Here is a 17657-nt window from a genome sequence, read left to right as displayed (position 1 = left end):
TATGCTTTGACTCTCTACATAAAATTAGGATTCTAATATATGAAAACGAAAAAATTATTTACTACACTAGCTTTGTTAACGTCAAGTTTATTAGCTATAGAGTCACAAGCAGTTAATATTTTGAATGAAAGTAACTCTAAAGCAGTAGGTAATGTAAGATGGCATCTACAATCAGATACTAAACCTGAAGATTTAATTAAAAAACCAATACCTAAAGATAATGTCAGTATCTTTTTTATTAGACCATTAAATAATGATCCCGAACAGACGAGTGCCAATATTGCCATTAATGACCGCTATCAAGTAAGCCTTCAGCCGGGTAGCTTTACTCAGGTTTACTCATGTGTAGGGGTTAACCGTTTAAGTACTGAGGTGACTGGACAAAAAACAAATGACCTGTTAGCGAATAGTATCGACTTCAATCTAGCCCCAAACAACCACTATTTTTTCTATGTAGACATAGACAGCAAAGGTAACTCAACTATACAGCCAATAGAAAGTGACAAAGCACTCAACTATCTAGAAGGTAAGCGTTATCAGGCGCACCAGATTACACGAGTCGTTCCGAACTGTCCAATTATAAAGCCTAGTGCATCAGTTATAACATCACCCGTACCGGCACCGGTACTTGAAAAAGAAGTCAGCATAGAGCTTGAAGTATTGTTTGACAACGATAAGGCTATCGTTAAGCAGGAGTACTTTAATGAAGTTCAAGAGCTAGCAGAATTTATGCAGAAATACAGCAATACCTCAGCAATAATTGAAGGTCATACAGATAGCAATGCTAGTGACGATTATAACCAAAAGCTATCAGAGAGACGCGCTAACGCTATTAAACAGATCCTAATTAGTAAATTTAATATTTCACCTGACCGACTATCAGCTATAGGCTATGGTGAGCAGCGTCCGAGAGCGACTAATAAAACCGCAGAAGGTCGTCAACTAAACCGCCGTACCATCGCTGTTATCAAGGAGCGAGTACGAGTGGATCAAGAAGGCAACCAAATATTAAAGTAAAAGCCCTAAACAAATTTATTTGAAAATTAATATTATAAGCTAGAGTAAAAATCATGAAAACTGTTATCGTAAAAGCTCACAACAGCAAACAGACCATACAAGAAATTCAAGCTGTTACTAAAGATGGCCAACCCAATATCATCAAAGCTGTTAAGAACGTCAACTATGAGTTTTTTGACGAGTCAATTGGACGTGCACCAAACCACGTTATTACCAAGCGGATAGATAATAATCTACACGTTTCATTTGAGCGTGAAGGTAAAGAAACTGATTTGATAATTGAGGGCTTTTATAAGTCTACTAAAAAACAAAATGAAGCTAACCATATCGATGAAGAAGCAAGTAATGATCAAGCACTAATTGGTATGGCTGAAGATGGCAACTATTACTACTATATACCAGATACAGGTCAAGTATATGACTATGTTACGCAGCTAGAAGTTGGCGCAACAGAAGGTCAAGCGTTAGGTGGTGATGAAATGCTTGCACCATGGTGGGTTACTGCGCCTGTAGGATTTCCTTGGTGGTTAGGTTTAGGTCTGATTCCTATTGTAGCTATAGGTAAAAATGATAATGATAAAGGGCCTGTAAAAAATCCTCCTGTGGCAAATGATGACACCGTAGTAGGTGAAACCAATAAGCCTGTGATAATAGATGTCATTAATAATGATACGGATGCTAATAATAATCTTGACCCAACGACGGTTAAACTTATTGATCCAGATACGGTTAATCAAACCACGGAAGTTATAGTGGCAGGCGAAGGGGTATGGAAGGTTGATACGATAACGGGTGACGTAACCTTCCAACCAGATCTAGGCTTTATTAGTGATCCAACACCAATAAAATATGTAGTAGCTGACACCACTGGTCTACAGTCAAACGAGGCAACGATTACTATTGCCTATCCGCCAACGGTGAGCATTAGTGCCACTGATAATCAGGCGATTGAGGGGATTGATAACACGTTAGTGTTTACTGTCTCACAAACCAAGATCAGTAACTTTGACACCACGGTAACCGTAAGTTTAGGGGCAAGTGATATTGATGCCTCAGACATCGCTTCGATCACTTACACTAATGCTAATGGAGAGGCCGTTACTCTATCGACTCAAGCCCAAATCCAAAACTTCTTTGAAAAAGGCGATAAAGTTACTATCCCAGCGGGTAGTACCCAGGCGTCTGCGATTATCATAACTGTCGTTGATGATACAGTTTATGAGAAGTCAGAGGATATGGTGCTTGAGATTAGCCGTCCTGTAAATGCGGTATTAGGTCAAGCTTCTGATAAAGCGACAATCTTAGATGAAGATGCTACGGATGGTACACCAAACGATGGCGACAAGCCGACAGTAACCGTAAGTGGCGCCAGTGCTGTTGAGGGTGACATCTTAGTTCATAAGGTTACCCTAAGCCATACGACTCAGACTGAGGTGAGCTATCCATTTGAATTAAAAGATGGCAGTGCCAAAGCGGGTGAGGACTACAGCAACACGCCTACACCTACGTTTAGCAATGGCGTGACCTATGATCCGGTAGCAGGCACCATCACCGTACCAGCGGGAGTTACTGAGTTTACAGTGAGCTATCCGACAACAGCTGATAACATTGATGAGAGCGATGAAACCACCGGTCTGACGATTGATGGTGTTACTGGCACAGGTACGATCTTAGATAACAATGCCACGCCTGTGCTTAACATTAAAGCTGAGCCAAATACAGCGATTGAAGGCAGCGACGACCCTATTGTGTTTAACATCGAGCAATCAGGTCTAAGTGATAAAGCTACTAGCGTTACTGTTAAGCTTGATCTACAAGACGTGGATGCCTCAGACATTGACAGCATTGTATTGACCAATACAGATGGCAGCACCCAGACTATCACTGTGGCAGATGCTATTGCGGGTATTAAGGTGAGCATACCTGCTGGTACAGCCGCTGGCGATATGCCAAGCATTGCGATCACGCCTAAGCAAGATGATATCTATGAGCAGCTTGAGACACTGGGCATGAACCTATCAAGCCCTGTGAACGCTACGATTGGTACAGGCACAGCGACCGGTGATATCTTAGATGAATCAGACAACAGTGAAGATCCGTTTGATGGCAGCAACACTGAAGGCGATAAGCCAGTAGTGAGCATTAGTGCCACTGATAATCAGGCGATTGAGGGGGTGGACTCTGTTCTGAAGTATGTTGTTTCTCAAGACACTGTCAGCAACTTTGATACCACAATTAGCGTTAAAGTCGATTTAACACACACCGATGTTGATGCCTCAGACATTGAATCAATTAGTTATACCAATGCAGCAGGTAAGGTTGTTACGGTTACGGGTAGTGGTGCTATCCAAGCTATCTTAGATGGTGATACCACACTTGAGGTAAAAGTACCTGGAGGTCGCACAGCTGCACCTGAAATCACAGTGATTATCAAAGATGATGCTGTGTATGAAGCAGATGAGCGCCTGAGCTTTGTTATTGATAGTGCAGATAATGCAGCGGTAGATACCAAAGAAGCAACTGGCACAATCTTAGACACACCAAAAGATGGCGACAAGCCGACAGTAACCGTAAGTGGCGCCAGTGCTGTTGAGGGTGACATCTTAGTTCATAAGGTTACCCTAAGCCATACGACTCAGACTGAGGTGAGCTATCCATTTGAATTAAAAGATGGCAGTGCCAAAGCGGGTGAGGACTACAGCAACCCGCCTACGTTTAGCAATGGCGTGACCTATGATGCGGTAACAGGCACCATTACTGTTCCAGCGGGTGTTACTGAGTTTACAGTGAGCTATCCGACGACAGCTGACAACATTGATGAGAGTGATGAAACCACCGGTCTGACGATTGATGGTGTTACTGGCACAGGTACGATCTTAGATAATAATGCCACGCCTGTGCTTAACATTAAAGCTGAGCCAAATACAGCGATTGAAGGCAGCGACGACCCTATTGTGTTTAACATCGAGCAATCAGGTCTAAGTGATAAAGCTACTAGCGTTACTGTTAAGCTTGACCTACAAGACGTGGATGCCTCAGACATTGACAGCATTGTATTGACCAATACAGATGGCAGCACCCAGACTATCACTGTGGCAGATGCTATTGCGGGTATTAAGGTGAGCATACCTGCTGGTACAGCCGCTGGCGATATGCCAAGCATTGCGATCACGCCTAAGCAAGATGATATCTATGAGCAGCTTGAGACACTGGGCATGAACCTATCAAGCCCTGTGAATGCCACTATTGGAACAGGCACAGCGACCGGTGACATCTTAGATGAATCAGACAACAGTGAAGATCCGTTTGATGGCAGCAACACTGAAGGCGATAAGCCAGTAGTGAGCATTAGTGCCACTGATAATCAGGCGATTGAGGGGATTGATAACACGTTAGTGTTTACTGTCTCACAAACCAAGATCAGTAACTTTGACACCACGGTAACCGTAAGTTTAGGGGCAAGTGATATTGATGCCTCAGACATCGCTTCGATCACTTACACTAATGCTAATGGAGAGGCCGTTACTCTATCGACTCAAGCCCAAATCCAAAACTTCTTTGAAAAAGGCGATAAAGTTACTATCCCAGCGGGTAGTACCCAGGCGTCTGCGATTATCATAACTGTCGTTGATGATACAGTTTATGAGAAGTCAGAGGATATGGTGCTTGAGATTAGCCGTCCTGTAAATGCGGTATTAGGTCAAGCTTCTGATAAAGCGACAATCTTAGATGAAGATGCTACGGATGGTACACCAAACGATGGCGACAAGCCGACAGTAACCGTAAGTGGCGCCAGTGCTGTTGAGGGTGACATCTTAGTTCATAAGGTTACCCTAAGCCATACGACTCAGACTGAGGTGAGCTATCCATTTGAATTAAAAGATGGCAGTGCCAAAGCGGGTGAGGACTACAGCAACACGCCTACACCTACGTTTAGCAATGGCGTGACCTATGATCCGGTAGCAGGCACTATCACCGTACCAGCGGGAGTTACTGAGTTTACAGTGAGCTATCCGACAACAGCTGATAACATTGATGAGAGCGATGAAACCACCGGTCTGACGATTGATGGTGTTACTGGCACAGGTACGATCTTAGATAACAATGCCACGCCTGTGCTTAACATTAAAGCTGAGCCAAATACAGCGATTGAAGGCAGCGACGACCCTATTGTGTTTAACATCGAGCAATCAGGTCTAAGTGATAAAGCTACTAGCGTTACTGTTAAGCTTGATCTACAAGACGTGGATGCCTCAGACATTGACAGCATTGTATTGACCAATACAGATGGTAGCACCCAGACTATCACTGTGGCAGATGCTATTGCGGGTATTAAGGTGAGCATACCTGCTGGTACAGCCGCTGACGATATGCCAAGCATTGCGATCACGCCTAAGCAAGATGATATCTATGAGCAGCTTGAGACACTGGGCATGAACCTATCAAGCCCTGTGAACGCTACGATTGGTACAGGCACAGCGACCGGTGATATCTTAGATGAATCAGACAACAGTGAAGATCCGTTTGATGGCAGCAACACTGAAGGCGATAAGCCAGTAGTGAGCATTAGTGCCACTGATAATCAGGCGATTGAGGGGTGGACTCTGTTCTGAAGTATGTTGTTTCTCAAGACACTGTCAGCAACTTTGATACCACAATTAGCGTTAAAGTCGATTTAACACACACCGATGTTGATGCCTCAGACATTGAATCAATTAGTTATACCAATGCAGCAGGTAAGGTTGTTACGGTTACGGGTAGTGGTGCTATCCAAGCTATCTTAGATGGTGATACCACACTTGAGGTAAAAGTACCTGGAGGTCGCACAGCTGCACCTGAAATCACAGTGATTATCAAAGATGATGCTGTGTATGAAGCAGATGAGCGCCTGAGCTTTGTTATTGATAGTGCAGATAATGCAGCGGTAGATACCAAAGAAGCAACTGGCACAATCTTAGACACACCAAAAGATGGCGACAAGCCGACAGTAACCGTAAGCGGCGCCAGTGCTGTTGAGGGTGACACCTTAGTTCATAAGGTTACCCTAAGCCATACGACTCAGACTGAAGTGAGCTATCCATTTGAATTAAAAGATGGCAGTGCCAAAGCCGGTGAAGGACTACAGCAACCCGCCTACGTTTAGCAATGGCGTGACCTATGATGCGGTAACAGGCACCATTACTGTTCCAGCGGGTGTTACTGAGTTTACAGTGAGCTATCCGACGACAGCTGACAACATTGATGAGAGTGATGAAACCACGGTCTGACGATTGATGGTGTTACTGGCACAGGTACGATCTTAGATAATAATGCCACGCCTGTGCTTAACATTAAAGCTGAGGCCAAATACAGCGATTGAAGGCAGCGACGACCCTATTGTGTTTAACATCGAGCAATCAGGTCTAAGTGATAAAGCTACTAGCGTTACTGTTAAGCTTGATCTACAAGACGTGGATGCCTCAGACATTGACAGCATTGTATTGACCAATACAGATGGTAGCACCCAGACTATCACTGTGGCAGATGCTATTGCGGGTATTAAGGTGAGCATACCTGCTGGTACAGCCGCTGGCGATATGCCAAGCATTGCGATCACGCCTAAGCAAGATGATATCTATGAGCAGCTTGAGACACTGGGCATGAACCTATCAAGCCCTGTGAATGCCACTATTGGAACAGGCACAGCGACCGGTGATATCTTAGATGAATCAGACAACAGTGAAGATCCGTTTGATGGCAGCAACACTGAAGGCGATAAGCCAGTAGTGAGCATTAGTGCCACTGATAATCAGGCGATTGAGGGGATTGATAACACGTTAGTGTTTACTGTCTCACAAACCAAGATCAGTAACTTTGACACCACGGTAACCGTAAGTTTAGGGGCAAGTGATATTGATGCCTCAGACATCGCTTCGATCACTTACACTAATGCTAATGGAGAGGCCGTTACTCTATCGACTCAAGCCCAAATCCAAAACTTCTTTGAAAAAGGCGATAAAGTTACTATCCCAGCGGGTAGTACCCAGGCGTCTGCGATTATCATAACTGTCGTTGATGATACAGTTTATGAGAAGTCAGAGGATATGGTGCTTGAGATTAGCCGTCCTGTAAATGCGGTATTAGGTCAAGCTTCTGATAAAGCGACAATCTTAGATGAAGATGCTACGGATGGTACAACCAAACGATGGCGACAAGCCGACAGTAACCGTAAGTGGCGCCAGTGCTGTTGAGGGTGACATCTTAGTTCATAAGGTTACCCTAAGCCATACGACTCAGACTGAGGTGAGCTATCCATTTGAATTAAAAGATGGCAGTGCCAAAGCGGGTGAGGACTACAGCAACACGCCTACACCTACGTTTAGCAATGGCGTGACCTATGATCCGGTAGCAGGCACTATCACCGTACCAGCGGGAGTTACTGAGTTTACAGTGAGCTATCCGACAACAGCTGATAACATTGATGAGAGCGATGAAACCACCGGTCTGACGATGGATGGTGTTACTGGCAACAGGTACGATCTTAGATAACAATGCCACGCCTGTGCTTAACATTAAAGCTGAGCCAAATACAGCGATTGAAGGCAGCGACGACCCTATTGTGTTTAACATCGAGCAATCAGGTCTAAGTGATAAAGCTACTAGCGTTACTGTTAAGCTTGATCTACAAGACGTGGATGCCTCAGACATTGACAGCATTGTATTGACCAATACAGATGGTAGCACCCAGACTATCACTGTGGCAGATGCTATTGCGGGTATTAAGGTGAGCATACCTGCTGTACAGCCGCTGACGATATGCCAAGCATTGCGATCACGCCTAAGCAAGATGATATCTATGAGCAGCTTGAGACACTGGGCATGAACCTATCAAGCCCTGTGAACGCTACGATTGGTACAGGCACAGCGACCGGTGATATCTTAGATGAATCAGACAACAGTGAAGATCCGTTTGATGGCAGCAACACTGAAGGCGATAAGCCAGTAGTGAGCATTAGTGCCACTGATAATCAGGCGATTGAGGGGGTGGACTCTGTTCTGAAGTATGTTGTTTCTCAAGACACTGTCAGCAACTTTGATACCACAATTAGCGTTAAAGTCGATTTAACACACACCGATGTTGATGCCTCAGACATTGAATCAATTAGTTATACCAATGCAGCAGGTAAGGTGTTACGGTTACGGGTAGTGGTGCTATCCAAGCTATCTTAGATGGTGATACCACACTTGAGGTAAAAGTACCTGGAGGTCGCACAGCTGCACCTGAAATCACAGTGATTATCAAAGATGATGCTGTGTATGAAGCAGATGAGCGCCTGAGCTTTGTTATTGATAGTGCAGATAATGCAGCGGTAGATACCAAAGAAGCAACTGGCACAATCTTAGACACACCAAAAGATGGCGACAAGCCGACAGTAACCGTAAGCGGCGCCAGTGCTGTTGAGGGTGACACCTTAGTTTCATAAGGTTACCCTAAGCCATACGACTCAGACTGAGTGAGCTATCCATTTGAATTAAAAGATGGCAGTGCCAAAGCCGGTGAAGACTACAGCAACCCGCCTACGTTTAGCAATGGCGTGACCTATGATGCGGTAACAGGCACCATTACTGTTCCAGCGGGTGTTACTGAGTTTACAGTGAGCTATCCGACGACAGCTGACAACATTGATGAGAGTGATGAAACCCACCGGTCTGACGATTGATGGTGTTACTGGCACAGGTACGATCTTAGATAATAATGCCACGCCTGTGCTTAACATTAAAGCTGAGCCAAATACAGCGATTGAAGGCAGCGACGACCCTATTGTGTTAACATCGAGCAATCAGGTCTAAGTGATAAAGCTACTAGCGTTACTGTTAAGCTTGATCTACAAGACGTGGATGCCTCAGACATTGACAGCATTGTATTGACCAATACAGATGGCAGCACCCAGACTATCACTGTGGCAGATGCTATTGCGGGTATTAAGGTGAGCATACCTGCTGGTACAGCCGCTGGCGATATGCCAAGCATTGCGATCACGCCTAAGCAAGATGATATCTATGAGCAGCTTGAGACACTGGGCATGAACCTATCAAGCCCTGTGAATGCCACTATTGGAACAGGCACAGCGACCGGTGACATCTTAGATGAATCAGACAACAGTGAAGATCCGTTTGATGGCAGCAACACTGAAGGCGATAAGCCAGTAGTGAGCATTAGTGCCACTGATAATCAGGCGATTGAGGGGATTGATAACACGTTAGTGTTTACCTGTCTCACAAACCAGAGATCAGTAACTTTGACACCACGGTAACCGTAAGTTTAGGGGCAAGTGATATTGATGCTCAGACATCGCTTCGAATCACTTACACTAATGCTAATGGAGAGGCCGTTACTCTATCGACTCAAGCCCAGAATCCAAAACTTCTTTGAAAAAGGCGATAAAGTTTACTATCCCAGCGGGTAGTACCCAGGCGTCTGCGATATCATAACTGTCGTTGATGATACAGTTTATGAGAAGTCAGAGGATATGGTGCTTGAGATTAGCCGTCCTGTAAATGCGGTATTAGGTCAAGCTTCTGATAAAGCGACAATCTTAGATGAAGATGCTACGGATGGTACACCAAACGATGCGACAAGCCGACAGTAACCGTAAGTGGCGCCAGTGCTGTTGAGGTGACATCTTAGTTCATAGGTTACCCTAGACCATACGACTCAGACTGAGGTGAGCTATCCATTTGAATTAAAAGATGGCAGTGCCAAAGCGGGTGAGGACTACAGCAACACGCCTACACCTACGTTTAGCAATGGCGTGACCTATGATCCGTAGCAGGCACTATCACCGTACCAGCGGGAGTGTACTGAGTTTACAGTGAGCTATCCGACAACAAGCTGATAACATTGATGAGAGCGATGAAACCACCGTCTGACGATTGATGGTGTTACTCGGCACAGGTACGATCTTAGATAACAATGCCACGCCTGTGCTTAACATTAAAGCTGAGCCAAATACAGCGAGTGAAGGCAGCGACGACCCTATTGTGTTTAACATCGAGCAATCAGGTCTAAGTGATAAAGCTACTAGCGTTACTGTTAAGCTTGATCTACAAGACGTGGATGCCTCAGACATTGACAGCATTGTATTGACCAATACAGATGGTAGCACCCAGACTATCACTGTGGCAGATGCTATTGCGGGTATTAAGGTGAGCATACCTGCTGGTACAGCCGCTGACGATATGCCAAGCATTGCGATCACGCCTAAGCAAGATGATATCTATGAGCAGCTTGAGACACTGGGCATGAACCTATCAAGCCCTGTGAACGCTACGATTGGTACAGGCACAGCGACCGGTGATATCTTAGATGAATCAGACAACAGTGAAGATCCGTTTGATGGCAGCAACACTGAAGGCGATAAGGCCAGTAGTGAGCATTAGTGCCACTGATAATCAGGCGATTGAGGGGGTGGACTCTGTTTCTGAAGTATGTTGTTTCTCAAGACACTGTCAGCAACTTGGATACCACAATTAGCGTTAAAGTCGATTTAACACACACCGATGTTGATGCCTCAGACATTGAATCAATTAGTTATACCAATGCAGCAGGTAAGGTTGTTACGGTTACGGGTAGTGGTGCTATCCAAGCTATCTTAGATGGTGATACCACACTTGAGGTAAAAGTAACCTGGAGGTCGCACAGCTGCACCTGAAATCACAGTGATTATCAAAGATGATGCTGTGTATGAAGCAGATGAGCGCCTGAGCTTTGTTATTGATAGTGCAGATAATGCAGCGGTAGATACCAAGAAGCAACTGGCACAATCTTAGACACACCAAAAGATGGCGACAAGCCGACAGTAACCGTAAGCGGCGCCAGTGCTGTTGAGGGTGACACCTTAGTTCATAAGGTTACCCTAAGCCATACGACTCAGACTGAAGTGAGCTATCCATTTGAATTAAAAGATGGCAGTGCCAAAGCCGGTGAAGACTACAGCAACCCGCCTACGTTTAGCAATGGCGTGACCTATGATGCGGTAACAGGCACCATTACTGTTCCAGCGGGTGTTACTGAGTTTACAGTGAGCTATCCGACGACAGCTGACAACATTGATGAGAGTGATGAAACCACCGGTCTGACGATTGATGGTGTTACTGGCACAGGTACGATCTTAGATAATAATGCCACGCCTGTGCTTAATGCATTATAAGCTGAGCCAAATACAGCGATTGAAGGCAGCGACGACCCTATTGTGTTTAACATCGAGCAATCAGGTCTAAGTGATAAAGCTACTAGCGTTACTGTTAAGCTTGATCTACAAGACGTGGATGCCTCAGACATTGACAGCATTGTATTGACCAATACAGATGGTAGCACCCAGACTATCACTGTGGCAGATGCTATTTGCGGGTATTAAGGTGAGCATACCTGCTGTACCGCCGCTGTGCGATATGCCAAGCATTGCGATCACGCCTAAGCAAATGATATCTAGAGCAGCTTGAGACACTGGGCATGAACCTATCAAGCCCTGTGAATGCCACTATTGGAACAGGCACAGCGACCGGTGATATCTTAGATGAATCAGACAACAGTGAAGATCCGTTTGATGGCAAGCAACACTGAAGGCGATAAGCCAGTAGTGAGCATTAGGTGCCACTGATAATCAGGCGATTGAGGGGATTGATAAACACGTTAGTGTTTACTGTCTCACAAAACAAGATCAGTAACTTTGACACCACGGTAACCGTAAGTTTAGGGGCAAGTGATATTGATGCCTCAGACATCGCTTCGATCACTTACACTAATGCTAATGGAGAGGCCGTTACTCTATCGACTCAAGCCCAAATCCAAAACTTCTTTGAAAAGGCGATAAAGTTACTATCCCAGCGGGTAGTACCCAGGCGTCTGCGATTATCATAACTGTCGTTGATGATCAGTTTATGAGAAGTCAGAGATATGGTGCTTGAGATTAGCCGTCCTGTAAATGCGGTATTAGGTCAAGCTTCTGATAAAGCGACAATCTTAGATGAAGATGCTACGGATGGTACACCAAACGATGGCGACAAGCCGACAGTAACCGTAAGTGGCGCCAGTGCTGTTGAGGGTGACATCTTAGTTCATAAGGTTACCCTAAGCCATACGACTCAGACTGAGGTGAGCTATCCATTTGAATTAAAGATGGCAGTGCAAAAGCGGGTGAGGACTACCAGCAACACGCCTACACCTACGTTTAGCAATGGCGTGACCTATGATCCGGTAGCAGGCACTATCACCGTACCAGCGGGAGTTACTGAGTTTACAGTGAGCTATCCGACAACAGCTGATAACATTGTGAGAGCGATGAAACCACCGGTCCTGACGATTGATGGTGTTACTGGCACAGGTACGATCTTAGATAACAATGCCACGCCTGTGCTTAACATAAAGCTGAGCCAAATACAGCGATTGAAGGCAGCGACGACCCTATTGTGTTTAACATCGAGCAATCAGGTCTAAGTGATAAAGCTACTAGCGTTACTGTTAAGCTTGATCTACAAGACGTGGATGCCTCAGACATTGACAGCATTGTATTGACGCAATACAGATGGTAGCACCCAGACTATCACTGTGGCAGATGCTATTGCGGGTATTAAGGTGAGCATACCTGCTGGTACAAGCCGCTGACGATATGCCAAGCATTGCGATCACGCCTAAGCAAGATGATATCTATGAGCAGCTTGAGACACTGGGCATGAACCTATCAAGCCCTGTGAACGCTACGATTGGTACAGGCACAGCGACCGGTGATATCTTAGATGAATCAGACAACAGTGAAGATCCGTTGATGGCAGCAACACTGAAGGCGATAAGCCAGTAGTGAGCATTAGTGCCACTGATAATCAGGCGATTGAGGGGGTGGACTCTGTTCTGAAGTATGTTGTTTCTCAAGACACTGTCAGCAACTTTGATACCACAATTAGCGTTAAAGTCGATTTAACACACACCGATGTTGATGCCTCAGACATTGAATCAATTAGTTATACCAATGCAGCAGGTAAGGATTGGTTACGGTTACGGGTAGTGGTGCTATCCAAGCTATCTTAGATGGTGATACCACACTTGAGGTAAAAGTACCTGGAGGTCGCACAGCTGCACCTGAAATCACAGTGATTATCAAAGATGATGCTGTGTATGAAGCAGATGAGCGCCTGAGCTTTGTTATTGATAGTGCAGATAATGCAGCGGTAGATACCAAAGAAGCAACTGGCACAATCTTAGACACACCAAAAGATGGCGACAAGCCGACAGTAACCGTAAGCGGGCGCCAGTGCTGTTGAGGGTGACACCTTAGTTCATAAGGTTACCCTAAGCCATACGACTCAGACTGAAGTGAGCTATCCATTTGAATTAAAAGATGGCAGTGCCAAAGCCGGTGAAGACTACAGCAACCCGCCTACGTTTAGCAATGGCGTGACCTATGATGCGGTAACAGGCACCATTACTGTTCCAGCGGGTGTTACTGAGTTTACAGTGAGCTATCCGACGACAGCTGACAACATTGATGAGAGTGATGAAACCACCGGTCTGACGATTGATGGTGTTTACTGGCACAGGTACGATCTTAGATAATAATGCCACGCCTGTGCTTAACATTAAAGCTGAGCCAAATACAGCGATTGAAGGCGCGACGACCCTATTGTGTTTAACATCGAGCAATCAGGTCTAAGTGATAAAGCTACTAGCGTTACTGTTAAGCTTGATCTACAAGACGTGGATGCCTCAGACATTGACAGCATTGTATTGACCAATACAGATGGTAGCACCCAGACTATCACTGTGGCAGATGCTATTGCGGGTATTAAGGTGAGGCATACCTGCTGGTACAGCCGCTGGCGATATGCCAAGCATTGCGATCACGCCTAAGCAAGATGATATCTATGAGCAGCTTGAGACACTGGGCATGAACCTATCAAGCCCTGTGAATGCCACTATTGGAACAGGCACAGCGGACCGGTGATATCTTAGATGAATCAGACAACAGTGAAGATCCGTTTGATGGCAGCAACACTGAAGGCGATAAGCCAGTAGTGGAGCATTAGTGCCACTGATAATCAGGCGATTGAGGGGATTGATAACACGTTAGTGTTTACTGTCTCACAAACCAAGATCAGTAACTTTGACACCACGGTAACCGTAAGTTTAGGGGCAAGTGATATTGATGCCTCAGACATCGCTTTCGATCACTTACACTAATGCTAAATGGAGAGGCCGTTACTCTATCGACTCAAGCCCAAATCCAAAACTTCTTTGAAAAAAGGCGATAAAGTTACTATCCCAGCGGGTAGTACCCAGGCGTCTGCGATTATCATAACTGTCGTTGATGATACAGTTTATGAGAAGTCAGAGGATATGGTGCTTGAGATTAGCCGTCCTGTAAATGCGGTATTAGTCAAGCTTCTGATAAAGCGACAATCTTAGATGAAGATGCTACGGATGGTACACCAAACGATGGCGACAAGCCGACAGTAACCGTAAGTGGCGCCAGTGCTGTTGAGGGTGACATCTTAGTTCATAAGGTTACCCTAAGCCATACGACTCAGACTGAGGTGAGCTATCCATTTGAATTAAAAGATGGCAGTGCCAAAGCGGGTGAGGACTACAGCACACGCCTACACCTACGTTTAGCAATGGCGTGACCTATGATCCGGTAGCAGGCACTAATCACCGTACCAGCGGGAGTTACTGAGTTTACAGTGAGCTATCCGACAACAGCTGATAACATTGATGAGAGCGATGAAACCACCGGTCCTGACGATTGATGGTGTTACTGGCACAGGTACGATCTTAGATAACAATGCCACGCCTGTGCTTAAACATTAAAGCTGAAAGCCAAATACAGCGATTGAAGGCAGCGACGACCTATTGTGTTTAACATCGAGCAATCAGGTCTAAGTGATAAAGCTACTAGCGTTACTGTTTAAGCTTGATCTACAAGACGTGGATGCCTCAGACATTGGACAGCATTGTATTGACAATACAGATGGTAGCACCCAGACTATCACTGTGGCAGATGCTATTGCGGGTATTAAGGTGAGCATACCTGCTGTACAGCCGCTGACGATATGCCAAGCATTGCGATCACGCCTAAGCAAGATGATATCTATGAGCAGCTTGAGACACTGGGCATGAACCTATCAAGCCCTGTGAAACGCTATACGATTGGTACAGGCACAGCGACCGGTGATATCTTAGATGAATCAGACAACAGTGAAGATCCGTTTGTGATGGCAGCAACACTGAAGGCGATAAGCCAGTAGTGGAGCATTAGGCAGCACTGATATATCAGGCGATTCGAGGGGGTGGGACTCTGTTCTTGAAGTATGTTGTTTCTCAAGACACTGTCAGCAGACATCTGATACCCACAATCTAGCGTTAAAGTCGATTTAAAACACACAACCGATGTTGATGCCTCATGGACATTGAAATCAATTAGTTATCCAATGCAGTGCAGGGTAAGGTTGTTTACGGTTAACGGGTAGTGGTGCTATCCAAGCTATCTAGATGGGTGGATACCCCACACTTGAAGGTAAACATTACCTGGGCAAGGTCGCACATGCTGCACCTGAACATCACAGTGATTATCAAAGGATGATGCTGTGTATGAAGCAGATGAAGCGCGACTGAAGCTTTGTTATTGATAGTGCAGATAATGCAGCGGTAGATACCAAGAAGCAACTGGCACAATCTTAGACCACACCAAAAGATGGCGGACAAGCCGACAGTAACCGTAAGCGGCGCCAGTGCTGTTGAGGGTGACACCTTAGTTCATAAGGTTACCCTAAGCCATACGACTCAGACTAGAAGTGAGCTATCCATTTGAATTAAAAAGATGGCACAGTGCCAAAGCCGGGTGAAGACTACAGCAACCACCGCCTACGTTTAAGCAATGGCGTGACCTATGATGCGGTAAACAGGCACCCATTACTGTTCCAGCGGGTGTTACTGCGTTTACAGTGAGCTATCCGACGACAGCTGACAAACATTGATGAGAGGGATGATGGAAACCACCGGTCCTGACGATGATGGTGTTACTGGCACAGGTACGATCTTAGATAATAATGCCACGCTGTGCTTAACATTAAAGCTGAGCCAAAATACAGCGATTGGAAGGCAGCGACAGACCCTATTGTGTTTAACATCGAGCAATCAGGTCTAAGTGATAAAGCTACTAGCGTTACTGTTAAGCTTGATCTACAAGACGTGGATGCCTCAGACATTGACAGCATTGTATTGACCAATACAGATGGTAGCACCCAGACTATCACTGTGGCAGATGCTATTGCGGGTATTAAGGTGAGCATACCTGCTGGTACAGCCGCTGGCGATATGCCAAGCATTGCGATCACGCCTAAGCAAGATGATATCTATGAGCAGCTTGAGACACTGGGCATGAACCTATCAAGCCCTGTGAATGCCACTATTGGAACAGGCACAGCGACCGGTGATATCTTAGATGAATCAGACAACAGTGAAGATCCGTTTGATGGCAGCAACACTGAAGGCGATAAGCCAGTAGTGAGCATTAGTGCCACTGATAATCAGGCGATTGAGGGGATTGATAACACGTTAGTGTTTACTGTCTCACAAACCAAGATCAGTAACTTTGACACCACGGTAACCGTAAGTTTAGGGGCAAGTGATATTGATGCCTCAGACATCGCTTCGATCACTTACACTAATGCTAATGGAGAGGCCGTTACTCTATCGACTCAAGCCCAAATCCAAAACTTCTTTGAAAAAGGCGATAAAGTTACTATCCCAGCGGGTAGTACCCAGGCGTCTGCGATTATCATAACTGTCGTTGATGATACAGTTTATGAGAAGTCAGAGGATATGGTGCTTGAGATTAGCCGTCCTGTAAATGCGGTATTAGGTCAAGCTTCTGATAAAGCGACAATCTTAGATGAAGATGCTACGGATGGTACACCAAACGATGGCGACAAGCCGACAGTAACCGTAAGTGGCGCCAGTGCTGTTGAGGGTGACATCTTAGTTCATAAGGTTACCCTAAGCCATACGACTCAGACTGAGGTGAGCTATCCATTTGAATTAAAAGATGGCAGTGCCAAAGCGGGTGAGGACTACAGCAACACGCCTACACCTACGTTTAGCAATGGCGTGACCTATGATCCGGTAGCAGGCACTATCACCGTACCAGCGGGAGTTACTGAGTTTACAGTGAGCTATCCGACAACAGCTGATAACATTGATGAGAGCGATGAAACCACCGGTCTGACGATTGATGGTGTTACTGGCACAGGTACGATCTTAGATAACAATGCCACGCCTGTGCTTAACATTAAAGCTGAGCCAAATACAGCGATTGAAGGCAGCGACGACCCTATTGTGTTTAACATCGAGCAATCAGGTCTAAGTGATAAAGCTACTAGCGTTACTGTTAAGCTTGATCTACAAGACGTGGATGCCTCAGACATTGACAGCATTGTATTGACCAATACAGATGGTAGCACCCAGACTATCACTGTGGCAGATGCTATTGCGGGTATTAAGGTGAGCATACCTGCTGGTACAGCCGCTGACGATATGCCAAGCATTGCGATCACGCCTAAGCAAGATGATATCTATGAGCAGCTTGAGACACTGGGCATGAACCTATCAA

General features: G+C 45.5%; 26 protein-coding genes and 2 pseudogenes. All 28 read left to right on the top strand.

All coding sequences use genetic code 11. The features are described from left to right. Window positions 1-39: 39 nt before the first annotated feature. Window positions 40-1017 carry an OmpA family protein gene (locus LK453_RS00130; protein WP_201542314.1) on the top strand — a complete coding sequence of 326 codons (978 nt, stop codon included), beginning with the start codon at window positions 40-42 and terminating at the stop codon, window positions 1015-1017. Window positions 1018-1070: 53 nt separating this feature from the next. Next, entirely contained in the window at window positions 1071-5630 is a 4560-nt protein-coding gene (locus tag LK453_RS00125) for a Calx-beta domain-containing protein (RefSeq protein ID WP_227954037.1), read from the top strand. Beyond that, entirely contained in the window at window positions 5615-6160 is a 546-nt protein-coding gene (locus LK453_RS00120; RefSeq protein ID WP_227954036.1) for a hypothetical protein, read from the top strand. Before LK453_RS00125 ends, LK453_RS00120 begins: the two co-directional genes overlap by 16 nt. After that, window positions 6117-6284 carry a hypothetical protein gene (locus LK453_RS00115; RefSeq protein WP_227954035.1) on the top strand — a complete coding sequence of 56 codons (168 nt, stop codon included), beginning with the start codon at window positions 6117-6119 and terminating at the stop codon, window positions 6282-6284. The genes LK453_RS00120 and LK453_RS00115 overlap by 44 nt, the downstream gene beginning before the upstream one ends. 42 nt (window positions 6285-6326) lie before the next feature. After that, the gene (locus LK453_RS00110) at window positions 6327-7247 is read left to right on the top strand and encodes a Calx-beta domain-containing protein (RefSeq protein ID WP_227954034.1); all 921 of its coding nucleotides are present in this window, start codon (window positions 6327-6329) and stop codon (window positions 7245-7247) included. Next, complete coding sequence (locus LK453_RS00105; protein ID WP_227954033.1) at window positions 7186-7545, top strand: Calx-beta domain-containing protein; 360 nt, start codon at window positions 7186-7188, stop codon at window positions 7543-7545. Before LK453_RS00110 ends, LK453_RS00105 begins: the two co-directional genes overlap by 62 nt. Then, window positions 7511-7879: a hypothetical protein gene (locus LK453_RS00100; RefSeq protein WP_227954032.1), complete on the top strand. Its 369-nt coding sequence runs from the start codon at window positions 7511-7513 to the stop codon at window positions 7877-7879. Before LK453_RS00105 ends, LK453_RS00100 begins: the two co-directional genes overlap by 35 nt. Beyond that, a complete protein-coding gene (locus LK453_RS00095) occupies window positions 7813-8226 on the top strand; it encodes a hypothetical protein (protein ID WP_227954031.1) in 414 nt (137 codons plus the stop codon). Before LK453_RS00100 ends, LK453_RS00095 begins: the two co-directional genes overlap by 67 nt. 62 nt (window positions 8227-8288) lie before the next feature. After that, complete coding sequence (locus tag LK453_RS00090) at window positions 8289-8480, top strand: hypothetical protein (protein ID WP_227954030.1); 192 nt, start codon at window positions 8289-8291, stop codon at window positions 8478-8480. A gap of 30 nt (window positions 8481-8510) precedes the next feature. After that, window positions 8511-8717: a hypothetical protein gene (locus LK453_RS00085; RefSeq protein WP_227954029.1), complete on the top strand. Its 207-nt coding sequence runs from the start codon at window positions 8511-8513 to the stop codon at window positions 8715-8717. After that, window positions 8692-8847 carry a hypothetical protein gene (locus LK453_RS00080; RefSeq protein ID WP_227954028.1) on the top strand — a complete coding sequence of 52 codons (156 nt, stop codon included), beginning with the start codon at window positions 8692-8694 and terminating at the stop codon, window positions 8845-8847. Before LK453_RS00085 ends, LK453_RS00080 begins: the two co-directional genes overlap by 26 nt. Before the next feature lie 44 nt (window positions 8848-8891). After that, complete coding sequence (locus LK453_RS00075) at window positions 8892-9311, top strand: hypothetical protein (RefSeq protein ID WP_227954027.1); 420 nt, start codon at window positions 8892-8894, stop codon at window positions 9309-9311. Window positions 9312-9933: 622 nt separating this feature from the next. After that, window positions 9934-10437, top strand: a complete 504-nt coding sequence (locus LK453_RS00070; RefSeq protein ID WP_227954026.1) for a hypothetical protein — start codon at window positions 9934-9936, stop codon at window positions 10435-10437. Then, window positions 10437-10709 (top strand): hypothetical protein, encoded by a 273-nt coding sequence (locus LK453_RS00065; RefSeq protein WP_227954025.1) that lies wholly within the window; start codon window positions 10437-10439, stop codon window positions 10707-10709. The genes LK453_RS00070 and LK453_RS00065 overlap by 1 nt, the downstream gene beginning before the upstream one ends. A 111-nt stretch (window positions 10710-10820) precedes the next feature. Next, the gene (locus LK453_RS00060; RefSeq protein ID WP_227954079.1) at window positions 10821-11207 is read left to right on the top strand and encodes a Calx-beta domain-containing protein; all 387 of its coding nucleotides are present in this window, start codon (window positions 10821-10823) and stop codon (window positions 11205-11207) included. Window positions 11208-11249: 42 nt separating this feature from the next. Next, window positions 11250-11414 carry a hypothetical protein gene (locus LK453_RS00055; RefSeq protein ID WP_227954024.1) on the top strand — a complete coding sequence of 55 codons (165 nt, stop codon included), beginning with the start codon at window positions 11250-11252 and terminating at the stop codon, window positions 11412-11414. A gap of 263 nt (window positions 11415-11677) precedes the next feature. Next, on the top strand, window positions 11678-11917 hold the full coding sequence (locus LK453_RS00050; protein ID WP_227954023.1) for a hypothetical protein: 240 nt from the start codon (window positions 11678-11680) through the stop codon (window positions 11915-11917). 36 nt (window positions 11918-11953) lie between these two features. Continuing rightward, window positions 11954-12493: a hypothetical protein gene (locus LK453_RS00045; protein WP_227954022.1), complete on the top strand. Its 540-nt coding sequence runs from the start codon at window positions 11954-11956 to the stop codon at window positions 12491-12493. After that, complete coding sequence (locus LK453_RS14290; protein ID WP_265578860.1) at window positions 12466-12588, top strand: hypothetical protein; 123 nt, start codon at window positions 12466-12468, stop codon at window positions 12586-12588. Before LK453_RS00045 ends, LK453_RS14290 begins: the two co-directional genes overlap by 28 nt. Before the next feature lie 77 nt (window positions 12589-12665). Next, complete coding sequence (locus LK453_RS00040) at window positions 12666-12854, top strand: hypothetical protein (RefSeq protein ID WP_227954021.1); 189 nt, start codon at window positions 12666-12668, stop codon at window positions 12852-12854. Next, window positions 12854-13081: a hypothetical protein gene (locus LK453_RS00035; RefSeq protein WP_227954020.1), complete on the top strand. Its 228-nt coding sequence runs from the start codon at window positions 12854-12856 to the stop codon at window positions 13079-13081. Before LK453_RS00040 ends, LK453_RS00035 begins: the two co-directional genes overlap by 1 nt. Further along, complete coding sequence (locus LK453_RS00030; protein ID WP_227954019.1) at window positions 13039-13314, top strand: hypothetical protein; 276 nt, start codon at window positions 13039-13041, stop codon at window positions 13312-13314. Before LK453_RS00035 ends, LK453_RS00030 begins: the two co-directional genes overlap by 43 nt. Window positions 13315-13327: 13 nt before the next feature. Further along, a pseudogene (locus LK453_RS00025) lies at window positions 13328-13606 on the top strand (Calx-beta domain-containing protein); the annotation flags it as partial. A 69-nt stretch (window positions 13607-13675) separates the two neighbouring features. Continuing rightward, a complete protein-coding gene (locus LK453_RS00020) occupies window positions 13676-13900 on the top strand; it encodes a hypothetical protein (protein ID WP_227954018.1) in 225 nt (74 codons plus the stop codon). Window positions 13901-14236: 336 nt separating this feature from the next. Further along, window positions 14237-14455: a hypothetical protein gene (locus LK453_RS00015; protein ID WP_227954017.1), complete on the top strand. Its 219-nt coding sequence runs from the start codon at window positions 14237-14239 to the stop codon at window positions 14453-14455. A gap of 474 nt (window positions 14456-14929) precedes the next feature. Further along, a complete protein-coding gene (locus LK453_RS00010; protein ID WP_227954016.1) occupies window positions 14930-15166 on the top strand; it encodes a hypothetical protein in 237 nt (78 codons plus the stop codon). Continuing rightward, the gene (locus LK453_RS14285; protein ID WP_265578859.1) at window positions 15163-15294 is read left to right on the top strand and encodes a hypothetical protein; all 132 of its coding nucleotides are present in this window, start codon (window positions 15163-15165) and stop codon (window positions 15292-15294) included. Before LK453_RS00010 ends, LK453_RS14285 begins: the two co-directional genes overlap by 4 nt. Before the next feature lie 1069 nt (window positions 15295-16363). Beyond that, a pseudogene (locus LK453_RS14380) lies at window positions 16364-17092 on the top strand (Calx-beta domain-containing protein); the annotation flags it as partial. Window positions 17093-17657: the final 565 nt, after the last annotated feature.

Origin of the sequence: Psychrobacter sanguinis, assembly GCF_020736705.1 — a bacterium.
Lineage (GTDB): Bacteria > Pseudomonadota > Gammaproteobacteria > Pseudomonadales > Moraxellaceae > Psychrobacter > Psychrobacter sanguinis.
Note: the sequence above shows the minus strand (reverse complement) of the source record. Positions and strands in the feature narration are given on the sequence as shown.

Coding starts and splice junctions, on each gene's coding strand:
- LK453_RS00130 (WP_201542314.1), top strand. CDS start 40: ATGAAAACGAAAAAATTATTTACTACACTAGCTTTGTTAACGTCAAGT.
- LK453_RS00125 (WP_227954037.1), top strand. CDS start 1,071: ATGAAAACTGTTATCGTAAAAGCTCACAACAGCAAACAGACCATACAA.
- LK453_RS00110 (WP_227954034.1), top strand. CDS start 6,327: ATGCCACGCCTGTGCTTAACATTAAAGCTGAGGCCAAATACAGCGATT.
- LK453_RS00105 (WP_227954033.1), top strand. CDS start 7,186: ATGGTACAACCAAACGATGGCGACAAGCCGACAGTAACCGTAAGTGGC.
- LK453_RS00100 (WP_227954032.1), top strand. CDS start 7,511: ATGGTGTTACTGGCAACAGGTACGATCTTAGATAACAATGCCACGCCT.
- LK453_RS00095 (WP_227954031.1), top strand. CDS start 7,813: ATGCCAAGCATTGCGATCACGCCTAAGCAAGATGATATCTATGAGCAG.
- LK453_RS00080 (WP_227954028.1), top strand. CDS start 8,692: ATGAAACCCACCGGTCTGACGATTGATGGTGTTACTGGCACAGGTACG.
- LK453_RS00070 (WP_227954026.1), top strand. CDS start 9,934: ATGGTGTTACTCGGCACAGGTACGATCTTAGATAACAATGCCACGCCT.
- LK453_RS00045 (WP_227954022.1), top strand. CDS start 11,954: ATGGTGCTTGAGATTAGCCGTCCTGTAAATGCGGTATTAGGTCAAGCT.
- LK453_RS00040 (WP_227954021.1), top strand. CDS start 12,666: ATGCCAAGCATTGCGATCACGCCTAAGCAAGATGATATCTATGAGCAG.
- LK453_RS00015 (WP_227954017.1), top strand. CDS start 14,237: ATGGAGAGGCCGTTACTCTATCGACTCAAGCCCAAATCCAAAACTTCT.
- LK453_RS14285 (WP_265578859.1), top strand. CDS start 15,163: ATGAACCTATCAAGCCCTGTGAAACGCTATACGATTGGTACAGGCACA.